This window comes from Chitinophaga sp., from assembly GCF_036566945.1.
GTDB lineage: Bacteria > Bacteroidota > Bacteroidia > Chitinophagales > Chitinophagaceae > Chitinophaga.
This window is the reverse complement of sequence record NZ_DATCVJ010001083.1, coordinates 1-12,069: the sequence shown is the minus strand read 5'-3', so window position 1 is coordinate 12,069 and position 12,069 is coordinate 1. Positions and strand designations below refer to the sequence as shown.

General features: G+C 45.8%; 8 protein-coding genes. 2 read left to right on the top strand and 6 right to left on the bottom strand.

Going from position 1 to position 12,069, the window contains the following annotated elements; all coding sequences use genetic code 11:
- Positions 1-486, bottom strand: a 486-nt coding sequence (locus VIP81_RS32675) for a DUF481 domain-containing protein (protein WP_331972188.1), incomplete at its 3' end; no start/stop codon positions are given.
- A gap of 212 nt (positions 487-698) precedes the next feature.
- Here VIP81_RS32675 and VIP81_RS32670 point away from each other — a divergent pair.
- Positions 699-1,553, top strand: a complete 855-nt coding sequence (locus tag VIP81_RS32670; RefSeq protein ID WP_331972185.1) for a sugar phosphate isomerase/epimerase — start codon at positions 699-701, stop codon at positions 1,551-1,553.
- A 123-nt stretch (positions 1,554-1,676) separates the two neighbouring features.
- Here VIP81_RS32670 and VIP81_RS32665 read toward each other — a convergent pair whose 3' ends face one another.
- The gene (locus VIP81_RS32665) at positions 1,677-4,121 is read right to left on the bottom strand and encodes a TonB-dependent receptor (protein ID WP_331972182.1); all 2,445 of its coding nucleotides are present in this window, start codon (positions 4,119-4,121) and stop codon (positions 1,677-1,679) included.
- A gap of 303 nt (positions 4,122-4,424) precedes the next feature.
- Here VIP81_RS32665 and VIP81_RS32660 point away from each other — a divergent pair, with 303 nt between their 5' ends.
- The gene (locus VIP81_RS32660) at positions 4,425-5,168 is read left to right on the top strand and encodes a hypothetical protein (RefSeq protein WP_331972179.1); all 744 of its coding nucleotides are present in this window, start codon (positions 4,425-4,427) and stop codon (positions 5,166-5,168) included.
- 61 nt (positions 5,169-5,229) lie between these two features.
- Here the strand turns inward: VIP81_RS32660 and VIP81_RS32655 are convergent, their stop codons facing one another.
- From VIP81_RS32655 to VIP81_RS32640, 4 genes are all read right to left on the bottom strand, one after another.
- Positions 5,230-6,354 (bottom strand): efflux RND transporter periplasmic adaptor subunit, encoded by a 1,125-nt coding sequence (locus VIP81_RS32655; protein ID WP_331972176.1) that lies wholly within the window; start codon positions 6,352-6,354, stop codon positions 5,230-5,232.
- 40 nt (positions 6,355-6,394) lie between these two features.
- Positions 6,395-9,667: an efflux RND transporter permease subunit gene (locus tag VIP81_RS32650; RefSeq protein WP_331972173.1), complete on the bottom strand. Its 3,273-nt coding sequence runs from the start codon at positions 9,665-9,667 to the stop codon at positions 6,395-6,397.
- A gap of 53 nt (positions 9,668-9,720) precedes the next feature.
- Entirely contained in the window at positions 9,721-11,103 is a 1,383-nt protein-coding gene (locus VIP81_RS32645; RefSeq protein WP_331972170.1) for a TolC family protein, read from the bottom strand.
- A 120-nt stretch (positions 11,104-11,223) separates the two neighbouring features.
- Positions 11,224-12,069 (bottom strand): HAMP domain-containing sensor histidine kinase (locus VIP81_RS32640; RefSeq protein ID WP_331972167.1); only part of this gene is annotated, 846 nt, incomplete at its 5' end.

Here is a 12,069-nt window from a genome sequence, read left to right as displayed (position 1 = left end):
GACCGTTTGATACACATCCGGAACAGTATCGTTCAGATAAAGGTTGCTGGCTTCAAAGAGCACACCATCACTGAGATTGAGGGTAGCATGCTTGTGATGGATCACATCGTAGGCGACACCTCCTCCACCCTGGAAACGGTTATTGATTTTTAAGGAATAACTTTTATCGAAATTGGCCAATCCCCAGTAATAGAATTTTTTCTCGCCCCGGTACACACTCACATCCATCGCGGCGGATACGTCGTTATTCGTTTGACTATGATCCTGCTTACCATATACATAACTGGCACCGGTATTGAACGATACCCGCTTTTTGCTGATTTTAAAGCCCAGGTTATTATTTAGTAAGAAGGAATTACCATCGTTGGTTCTGTTCACCGCGCCTGTAGAAGCGTACTTCACATAATAATGTACTGAGTCGCTGAATTGGGCGTAAGTGGTAAAGCAATAAAATAAGGCTAATAGTAGTAGAACTATTCTCTTCATGATCTCCGTGCTTAAGTTTAGTTTAATGCGATGTTGCCGCAGCACAATTAACGTGCCTGAAGATGGCATTTGTGTGCTCCTATTTTACCCTATCCGAGAAACGCCCATCAAATTATCATAAAAAAATAAAGAATTTTAGAGATCTTAGTCCGCTTGTTGCACATATCAGCGCAGCAGGCATCATTGCTAAAACCACGTAAATTACAAACCATATGTCATCAAGAAGAAATTTCCTGTTACAAACCGCACTGGGTGTGGCCGCCACCACCATCGCGCCATTTGCCGCTACCACTGCATTGGCAGGTGACAAATTTACCGGCAACAAAGTAAAAGGACAGCTTCCGGTAGGCATGGCCGGATATACTTTTGCCAAATTTGACCTGGACCAGGCCATTGCCATCATGAACCGGGTGAATATTAAATACATTTCTGTAAAAGATATCCATCTTCCATTAAACAGTACGCCGGAAAAAATACAGGAAGTGCTGGGCAAATTCAATGCAGCTGGTATAAAAGTATATGCGGTAGGCGTTATCTACATGAAAACAAAAAAGGCAGTAGATGAAGCTTTTGAATATGCCAAAAGAGTAGGCGTACCGCTGATTGTAGGCGTACCTACTCCTGAGCTACTGGACTATACAGAAGAAAAAATCAAGGCCTACGATATCCGTTTGGCGGTGCATAACCACGGCCCGGAAGATGCACTGTATCCGGGGCCAAAGAACGCCTACGACCTCATCAAAAACAGGGATGCGCGCATGGGACTTTGCCTGGATATTGGTCATGCTACAAGAGCAGGTGAAGAGCCCTCCAAAGCCATACTGGCGTACAAAAGCAGGATCTTTGATCTTCACATCAAAGATGTGAGTGCGGCTGCGAAAGACGGCAAAGCCATTGAAATTGGCAGAGGCGTGATCGACTTTAAAAAGCTGATAGCGGCGTTGGATAAAATTAATTACCAGGGCGTATGCAGCATAGAATTTGAAAAAGACATGAGTGATCCGTTGCCGGGCATTGCTGAATCAGCGGGCTATTTCAGGGGCGTGATCAATACTGTAAATAGTTAAGAGATATTGGTGGAGAGAGCAGTTAGCAGTTAGCTTTTAGCTTTTAGCTTTTAGCAAAATGCAGCGAAGATTAACATATATCATGTTCTTCGCTGCATTTTGCTAAAAGCTAAAAGCTAAAAGCTAAAATTTAAACGTCACATTACCGGAAAAACGTCTTGGCATTTGTGGTTCCAGTGTGCTCCAACCTTTATAGTATTCTTTATTAGTCAGGTTATCCAGTTTGAAAGCAACATTGAATTTGCTGGTGCTGTAGAACAGGGAAGCATTCAACACGGTATATGCAGGCAAGGTAAAGATGCCGGTAGTTACCCTGTTCAGGATCATGTTTTCGCTGGCATAGTTGCCGCCAAAGCCCAATCCAAAGCCTTTAACGGCGCCTTGCTGGAATTTGTAGGTAGCCCAGAGATTAGCGAGGGTTTGCGGACCAGCTTCTTCGGGACGTCTGTTCAGATAATCGGTATTATCCGTTTCTGTTACTTTGCTTTCATTGTAGCTATAACCGGCAATGATGTTTAAACCTGCTACCGGATTAGCGATTACTTCTGCTTCTACCCCACGGCTGTATTTTTTACCACCCTGATCATAGTAATTAAAATTGGTACCGGCGGGATCAGCAATCTGCATCACAATATCTTTTACCTTGATATCGTAGTAGCTGAGGGAACCGGTGATCATACCACCCAGCAGGTTTACTTTCATACCAGCTTCCAGCTGATTGGCCTGTTCTGGTTTAAAAGTTCTGTACACATTATCTGCCCCCTGTGGACGTGGGGCTGCATTGGCATTGGAAAACCCGTTCATGTAGTTGGCGAAAACCGACAAGATGTTTGGAATGGGCTGGTATACCAATCCAAATTTAGGAGATACCGTTGTTTGTTCGTATTTGCTGTTGGCATCGGCAGTAAGACCGCCGGTTTTGAAATGGTCCACACGCAGACTTACCATCGCAGATAAATTCGGCAGGAAGTTGAATACATCAGACACATAGGCGCTGTATACGTCTTCCTTCAAATTAGATGTAGAGATGTCCTGCGGACTGAGTAATGAATCGACATGCGATTTAGACAAAATACCACTATCGAAACCTGTCATATCTATTGTTCCATTCTGCACATATCCTGATGCGTTGCTAATAGTATTACGGCTGAAATAATCGAGTCCTGCTACCACCCTGTTACGGAATTTTCCGATCTTAAAATCGCCGATAAAGTTTTGTTGAATATCGGTTGTATTGGTGCTACCGTTCTGATAACTGAACCACCTGTCAAAAGCAGCGGAGTTATTGGTTCCAGGCTTTGCATTTGATGATTCACCGAGGTAAGAATAGTATCCGTCTGATTTGGCGGTACCTCTGGATACCACTGTTTGAGAAGTCCAGGTATCTGATAATTTATAGATGGCCTGTGCCTGCACGCTGGAGGTAGGCGTTTTAATACTCAGGTTATTGCTGGTATAAGAACGTTTGTTGTCGTATCCCAGTTCAGCAAGGTTCTTTTTAAACAGCGGTGCGTTGCGGTCAAAGAAGAGCATCATCGGGTTGGTGCTTTCTGCAGAGAGGAATTCTGTGTTCAGCATCAGGGTAAGGCGGTCACTCACTTTATAGGTCAGGGAAGGCGCGATGAAACGTCTTTTGGTGAAGCCTGCATCCTGGAAACTGTTTTCATCGTGATAGGCGCCTGTTACGCGCAGGAGCACCTTTTTATCTTTATCGAGCGGGGTGTTTATATCCATACTAAGGCGATTGAGACCATAGCTGCCACCGGTGTAACTGATTTCCCCGCCGAAGCTGTCGTAAGGTTTTTTGGTAACGGTATTAATCAAACCTCCGTACGAAATAACGGAGCTACCAAATAAAGTACCGGAAGGGCCTTTTACTACTTCGATGCGATCGATGTTGGCGATGTCTAGTCCGCCATTGGTCAAACCTGGTAATCCGTTTACCAGCGTAGGTTGTACGGCAAATCCTCTGAGGGAGTAATAGCCGGCGCCGTCGCCTTCACGACCAGTAGAGGTCCATAATTTACTGATACCGGGGGCGTTGTTAAGCGCATCCTGATAGTTGCTTACTACCTGGTCTTTCATCAGCTCTGATGATATAACGCTGTATACCTGTGGATTCTCCATATTCTTTAATGGCAGTTTGGCCACGAAATCGCTACCGCTTTTGGTATATTTATTACGGGCAGCCGTGATTTCCACTTCACTTAAATTCTTCTCTGAAATATTCAGTTGCAGGTTTACAGTAATGGTTTTATCTTTTTCTACAGCTACCTGCTGGCTGGTGGTTTCGTAGCCAATCAGCGATACCTGTATGGTATAATTTCCGGGAGTGATGTTGCGTAATAAGTAGGTGCCGTTATCATCTGTGAGGGTTGTTTTTTTAGACCCTTTTAATACGACTACTACTCCGGGTGCCGGCTTATGATCTGAGGTGATAATCGTTCCTTTAATACTGCCGCCGTTATCAATATCGATGGCAAATGCGCCGTTAAAAATGGCCAGGGTGAGTAACAATATCCCTGCTGCTGTCTTCTTTAAAAATGATCCTATCAATGTCTTTTCCATGAGCTGATTCCTTAAAATTTGCAGCGCAAAGGTCGGGTAAGACCCGTTTAGCCCGTGATCGGATACGGAATTCGATTTACGCAATACGGAAAAAGTTATTGAGTTAAAGGGTAGTATTTTCCGGATTGCGCATTTTAGTAAAATAGCCAACAAAATACACAACTAATTAATATTCAAATTTTTATATTTTCAATCTAAACCGTTTATGGAAGTTCTCAAGGGAAATTTCCCGGTTGGCGGGTATCGGAAATATGATTAATATTAGCTATTCAAACCCTATTTTTTCAGGCTCAAAATAATTATATGAATCCATTAAACATTACCGTGTACCTCCAGGCATTGGGAGGGAAATTGCTTGGACCTAATGCTTATAATCCCAACTATAATTCCATTACCGTGCTGATTAACTTAGATGGAACGCTGATCGATTTAAATTATGATGCCGGTAGTAGTACTGATGATGGGAACTTCACACCGTTGGTGAGTGGCAGCACTCCTTATCTGCTTCCTATTCTTACGCCCAATGGCTCCAACGGAGGGCAGGTAGATTATCTGGCGGCAGACAGCAATACAGTCAGTGCTACACCTTATACCACCGCGCCGATAGTAATTGAAAGCATTACGCCAGCCACTATTATTGCCACTATACCCTACCCTGATAGCAAACCATTGACAATTACACAAAACATATTGCTTATTCCCACACAGTCATCTTATACTTTTACCTTAATTGTTCCCGGCTTATTGCTGGAGCAGAATACCGCTACGCCGCCACCTAACGGCATTTCGGTCCTTGTAAAAATGATGTGTGGGTGCCAGGTCTCCGTCAATACTTACAAGAGTTACTGGTCGCCGGAGGACTTCGATGTTACCGCTTATATTGCTTATAGTGATGGCAGTATCGTTACTTATGCCATGACCATTGACACCAGTAGTAATGATTCTTCTTTTATTGCTACCATAGATGATCTGTCCTACACGCAAATTTATTACACGGCGCAGCAGCGCAGTACCGGCAACTATGGCTCTTTAAACGTATCTGCTTAAGCAAAATAAAAAGGGACTGCCTCCAGTGAGAGACAGCCCCTTTGATTCATCATCTATCTACCTACTTAACTTTTACATTTGCGGCGGGCGCATCATCTCTCACTTCTTCGCTGGCGGTGGTCACTAAAGTATCGCCGGCATTGAGTTCGCCGAAGACTTCGGTCTTTCCGTTTTCACTCTGCCCGGTGGTAACTGGTACCCACTTTGTTTTTTTGTCTGCTATTTTTATCACAAATACCCCTTTGGTAGAATTGAGGATGGCTGTTGCAGGCACCACAAAATTTTTGCCGTTGCCATTTAACGGAATCGCTACTTCTGCCACCATGCCGGGTAATAATGTTTTATCATTGTTGGGCACATCTATTTCGATATGCTGTGCACGGAGTTTGCGATCCAGCGCACCGGCCAGACGAACTACCCTGCCTTTAAACGGCGTTTTGCCGAGTGACCTTACGGTGAAATTTACTTCACTCTCGTTGCTCAGATAGCTGGTATACGCTTCCGGTACACTCACTACCAGTCTCAGTTTCTTTTGTTCCTGTAAAGTGAAGATGGGCATTTCGGAGCCTTTACCGGAAGGACCAACATAGGCGCCGGCGCTCACATTACGTGCAGTGATCACACCATTGAAGGGCGCGCGGATCTCCAGGTAGTTGCGGTTATCTCCTACTTCACGATGCGCTGCCTTGGCGGCGTCGAGCTGTGCCAGGTCTGACTTCTGACGGGCAAAGGCCACGTCGAGGTCATTCTGGGAAACGGTACCCGGTGTTTTACTTGTTTCCAGCAGGCGGTCGTAAGTGGCTTTGCTGGACAAATAAATAGCCTCCTGTGACTTGAGCCTGGATTCGGCACCAGATAGCTGTGAATTGATTTCGGGCGCTTCCATGGTGCAGAGTAATTGTCCTGCTGCTACTTCGCTGCCCACATCTACATTCATCTTTTTGATAAAGCTGCTCACTTTAGCGTATAAGTCTACCTGCTGAAAAGCGATCAGCTCTCCGGGGATCTGTACGGAAGAAGAAATATCGCCTTTTTCCAGGGAGAAGGCGTCTATTGGGGGCACCGGTGCTTCAGTTGCGGATGTTTCTTTTCCTTCTTTCGCGCCGGAAGTGCTGCAGCTGTGCAGTCCAACGGAGAGGATCATTGCTGATAATAAAGGAAATGTTATACGGAAACCGCTGTTCATAAAATATATTTTAATAGAAATTAGATGATTAAAATGATGGTTATGCTTTTTCGTCTGACGGAATATAGTGAACACTTTCTTCATCTCTCGGATGCAGAGATACGCTCTGTGTGCCTGCTTTACCTTGTCCCCAGGCGAATGCCAGCGGGAGTATAAACAGGGCTGCAAAGGTAGATGCCACCAGACCTCCTATCACCGCTCTTCCCAAAGGAGAAGACTGATCACCGGCTTCACCCAGACCGCTGGCCATCGGAATCATACCTACCACCATCGCCAGGGCTGTCATTACAATAGGTCGCAAACGCAGCGCTGCCGCCTCTGTAGCAGACACCAATGAATTGCCGTTATGCTTACGCAGCTGTTCTGCATTTGTAATCAGTAACACCGCATTCGAAATCGATACCCCTACCGACATGATCATACCCATGTAAGATTGCAGGTTCAATGTAGACCGGCAAAACATCAGCAATGACAGGGAACCCAGTAATACAGCAGGTACCGTAGCCAGTACTACCGCCGATACTTTGAACGACTGGAAGTTGGCCGCCAGCATCAGGAAGATCACCACAATCGCTACGATCAATCCATTTTGTAAACTGTCGAGTGTATCTGTCAGCGTGCTGCTCAAACCAATCATCTCTACATTCAAACCACGGGGTAAGGGTCCCAGTGCGGCAATCGCCTTCTTCACACCATCAGCAGCACTACCCAGATCCTTATTATTCAGATTGGCAGTCACCGTCATGGTAGGCATGGCGCCAAGGTTATCTACTTCCCCATAGGTAGTGTCTACCGATAAAGTAGCAACATCACCGAGTAAGGGACGGGAAGCATTTTTCAGCAGGGGAATTTCGCCCATCTGATCTTTGCTGTTCATCTTACTTTCGGGGATCTGTACCTGTACGTTATAACTCAGACCCGCTTTTTCATCTACCCAGATATTTTTTTCCGTTAACCGCGAAGACGAGGTGGAAGCTGTCAGTGAACGAGAGATATCATTCACATCAACGCCCAGCTGTGCTGCCCGGATACGATCTATATTTACATTGATCGCCGGATATTTGATAGATTGTCCCAGTTGTACATCGCGCAGGTAAGGTACTTTCTTCAACTGATCTACCAGTTGCTGCGCATATTTTTCGCTCAGTTTTCTGTCGCGGCCCGCAAACCTTACCTCTATTGGGGTAGGAGAACCCTGACTGAGGATTTTATCGGTCAGTTCTATGGGTTCAAACGACAACTTCATTTCCGGATCAATCGTTTTCGCTTTTTCTCTGATCTTATCTTTTAGTTCTTCGAGGTTGGTTTTATAATGTTCGCTGAGGGCCACCTGCAATACCGATTCGTGCGGCCCCGCCATCCACAGGAAGATGGGCGCCGTAGAAAACAGTTGCGGGTGCATACCGATGTAAGCGGACGTAATAGATACATTTTCTTTTCCTACAATCTGGTTAATACCATCCAGCAGTTTGATAGTTTGTTCTTCCGTACGTTCAATACGGGTACCATCGGGTATTCTCATTCTTACCTGGAACTGGCTGCCGTTTACTTTTGGCAGTACATCGCGGCCGATGTTGGTCAGCAGTAATACCACGATACCACAAACAATCACCAGATAGGCCACCACAATTGGTTTACGGTAAGGCATCATTCTGTTGATGAATCGCAGGTAGCGGTTTCTCAGGCGTTCAAAGCGGCTGATCTTTCCATCGACGTTACTATCTGCCCGCTCTACCAGTATTTTTTTCTGTTCCCAGGTATCCTTTTCACCGGCCAAACCGGAAGCGGCAAATTCTTCTGCATCAGACATATTGCTGCCATCTGCTTTTTTATGATGCTTCCCTTTCATCAGCCAGTTAGCCATGATAGGCACAAATGTTTGGGCCAGGAAGTAGGAAATGATCATGCTGAAACCAATGGCCAGCGCCAGCGGCAGGAACAGGGAACCCGGAATACCACCCATCGTAAAGGCGGGTGCAAACACCGCCAGGATACAGAAGAGGATCAGCAATTTCGGGAAAGCTATTTCCTGACAGGCGTCCCAGATGGCCAGGGCCTTGGGTTTGCCCATATCGAGGTGCTGGTGAATATTTTCTATCGTTACCGTACTTTCATCTACCAGGATACCGATGGCCAGTGCGAGTCCGCTCAGGGTCATGATATTAATGGTTTGCCCGAACAGGCTGAGGAAAAGTACAGCTGAAATAATAGAGGTAGGGATAGTGAGAATCACAATCATGGCCCCTCTCGGATCACCGAGGAAAAGCAATACCATTAAGCCCGTGAGGATGGCGCCAATAGTACCTTCGGTCAATAAACTTTTTACGGAGTTGATCACGTAGGTAGATTGATCGAACTCATAACTCAGGCTTACATCATCCGGTAACTGCGCCTTAATTTTCGGCAATGATTTCTTCAGGTTCTGCACCACTTCCCAGGTAGAGGCATCGGCACTCTTGGCGATACTCAGGTATACAGAGCGACGGCCATTAACCAGGGCGTAGCCCGCAGTTACGTCGGCGCCATCTTCTACGGTGGCTACGTCGCGCAGATAGAGATTTTGTACATCTCCCTTAAATAACGGAATATTTTCAAAATCCTTTACTGTTTTGATAGTGGTGTTAGCGGGCGTGATATAGTTGTTGTTACCAATACGCACGTTACCCGAAGGAGCCGTCTGGTTATTGAGCCGCATGGCTTCCACCAGCTGATCAGCCGTCATATTATGCTGACGGAGCAGTTCAGGATCAGCTTTGATCACCACGGTGCGCATGTTACCACCAAACGGTGTAGAGCCTATCAGGCCCGGAATAGAGGTAAAGGAAGAACGCACATACACGTTGGCCATATCCAGCAATTCGTTATTGCTTCGTTTGGTACTGCTGAGTACCAATTGTCCTACCGGCAAGGTAGAGGCATCGAAACGGATAATAAAAGGTGGATTGGAGCCAGGTGGAAAGATGGCCTGGATCCTGTTGGAAAAGGCACTCACTTCCGCCGCTGCCTGGGCCATATTCGTGCCCGGGTAAAAGTTGATCTTCATCAGCGTAAGCCCCTGGATATTCTTTGTTTCTATACTTTTAACCCCGTTGACGAACAGGAATATATTGATGTATTGTTTAGCGAAAAAAGACTCCATCTGCTTGGGGGTATATCCTCCAAACGGATGTGATACGTATATAACGGGCATGTCCAGCTTCGGGAAGATGTCTATCTTAATCGTACTTACCGCTTTTATCCCGAAGAAGAACAGCCCGGCCACGAGCACCAGTATGGTAATAGGTTTTTTTAATGCGAAACTGATTAAGTTCATGGTAATGAAGTGTTGATAAATAAAGCCATCAATGGCGTCCGTTTAACGAAAAGCTAATTTTCAAATATGCCAAAATCTCCTACTGCGGCGGCTTTCAACAATAAAGCCTGCCATACATTGCTATAGGCGATGTCTTTGTCTGTTTCTGCCCTGATCAATGCGTACAGTGCCTGTGTTACATCTACCAGGTTGGTCAATCCGTTTTTATAAAGCACCGACTTCTGTACATACGCGTCTGAAGCGGCTTTCACTTGTACCGGTACTTCCAGGTAATTATCCAGTGCATTCTTTATTTTGGTATCGGAAAGACTCAGTTGCGCCCGGATCTGTTGATCGGCGAGGTCGTATTCATATTGTAATCCCTGGCTAACCAGCTTTTGCGACCTTACCTGCCGCGAGATACGGAAGGGTTGCGTAATATTCCAGGTAACGCCTACTCCGAGGAGGTAGTTGGTGCGGGTGGGTTTGACGCCATCCCAATAGTTATGGGTGAAATCACTTTGATCTGCTGAATAGCCGTAGCCAAAACCGGAACCCCTGGTCTGCAATACGCCTACCAGTGTAAATGCCGGATAGTAAAGCGTTTTAGCGTATTTTGTTTGTTCATCGCTTAAAGCAATACGGCTTTTGTACCATTGCAACAGCGGATGATTTTCCGGATTAAAGGTTTGTTCCGGTAATGTGGGGATACGGGTGGTATAAGAAGTATCCACGACAAAGGACTGGGGTGTTACACCCATAAGTTGTGCCAGCTGATTGCTTTGCTCTTGCTCAAAGTCGATGGCTTTGGTCAGTGCAATTCTGGCGCTGGAGTATTCTGCGTTGGCCTGTGAGGAGTCCACACCGGCAATCAGTCCGTTCATCACGCGGGTGACCACCACCTTACGGATGGTGTCTGCACGTTCCAGGTTTTCGCGATAAGAACGGGTGAGCTGTTGTGCTGCCACAAGGTTTAAATAAGTAGCCGCCACTTTAATTTTGTGCTTAAAAATCTCTTGTTGCCAATCTTTATCGTTCTGTGTGGCGGCTGCTAATGCTGTTTTCACTTTTTCTTTTGCTCTGCCGAAAGCAAAGAAATCCCAGTTAATATTAGTAAGGTATAATGCGCCGAAGGAGGCATTCCAGTTCTGATGGTCGAGTGGTAATCCGGAGGATGCCACGCTTAAGCCTCCGAAGCCGTATAAGGGCCCATTTTGACCGTTGACGGTCCCATAGTCCTGTTGCACTGCCACGTTGAAATTAGGCAGGTAATCGCGGCGTGCCTGGGATACCTGTTCCCGGGAGGCAGCTGTATAGCTGGCTTTGGCTTTGATAGTTCCATAGTTGGCTATGGCGGTATCAATGGCCTGTTTAAGGGTAAAGACCTGCTGGGCTTTTACATGATAGCCGGAAAGCATCACTACAAGCGCCAACAGTAAATTTTTCTTATTCCACATGAATAAATCGATTTTACGGTTGAAACATCCTCAGGGATATTCAACTGCAAAATGACAGTAGCATTTTGAAGTAACTTTGAAGGAAATTCAAAATTCTGATTTTTTTTGGGAGAGATGTGCTTACACCGACAGCATATCCGCTGTGGTCAAGGATTCGCCGTTCATCACAATTGGCATATCTTCTTTAAAAAAGTATACGTGCAGGTGATGCCAACCCTCTTTATAGGTATAATCAATGGCATAATTATTCACTTCACAGATCTGTTTTACGATGGCCAAACCCAGTCCTATGCTATCATTGCTCTGATTGCTTTTCTTAAACCGCTGAAATAGCTCACAAGTAGGGCTTTGTGGGGGCAGGCCGGTGTTGCTGATACAAAATTCGCGGTGGGTGAGCACCACATCAATCTGGCCACCATCGCGGTTATGCCGGATGGCATTGCTCAACAGGTTATTGATCAGCATTTCTGCCAGTGCCGGGTGGATATTCAGCGGAACATTCTTATCGAGGTTGGTGGTGAGTCTGATTTCCCGCATGATGATCCAATCTTCATAAGTGGCAATCACATCTTTGGTTACACGGCAAAACTTCAGACTTTCCGTGGCTTTAAATTCCTGGTTCTCCAGTTTCGTGAGCAGGATCAGGGAGCGGTTAATATGCGACAATTTTTCAATAGCGTTCTGCATATCCCCTATCAGGGCGGCTTGTACGCCATCGATATTTGTTTCTGACAGGAGTTCTATCTTACTGCGGATCACGGCCAATGGTGTTTGCAGTTCATGCGATGCATTTTCGCTGAACTCTTTCACCGCGGCATAATCTTCCATGGCTTTGTCAGTCATTTTACGGAGGAAAACATTGAGTTCCTTGAATTCGGTGGTACTGGTTTCCGGCAGCTGTATTTTATTCTTCTGCTTCAGATCGAAGCGGTAAATGGCTTTCATGGTACGGCGCAGCGGAGAAAA

What these genes read in the sequence shown, in the direction of transcription:
- VIP81_RS32670 (WP_331972185.1), top strand. Translation starts at nt 699, where the DNA reads ATGTCATCAAGAAGAAATTTCCTGTTACAAACCGCACTGGGTGTGGCC.
- VIP81_RS32665 (WP_331972182.1), bottom strand. Translation starts at nt 4,121, where the DNA reads ATGGAAAAGACATTGATAGGATCATTTTTAAAGAAGACAGCAGCAGGG.
- VIP81_RS32660 (WP_331972179.1), top strand. Translation starts at nt 4,425, where the DNA reads ATGAATCCATTAAACATTACCGTGTACCTCCAGGCATTGGGAGGGAAA.
- VIP81_RS32655 (WP_331972176.1), bottom strand. Translation starts at nt 6,354, where the DNA reads ATGAACAGCGGTTTCCGTATAACATTTCCTTTATTATCAGCAATGATC.
- VIP81_RS32650 (WP_331972173.1), bottom strand. Translation starts at nt 9,667, where the DNA reads ATGAACTTAATCAGTTTCGCATTAAAAAAACCTATTACCATACTGGTG.
- VIP81_RS32645 (WP_331972170.1), bottom strand. Translation starts at nt 11,103, where the DNA reads ATGTGGAATAAGAAAAATTTACTGTTGGCGCTTGTAGTGATGCTTTCC.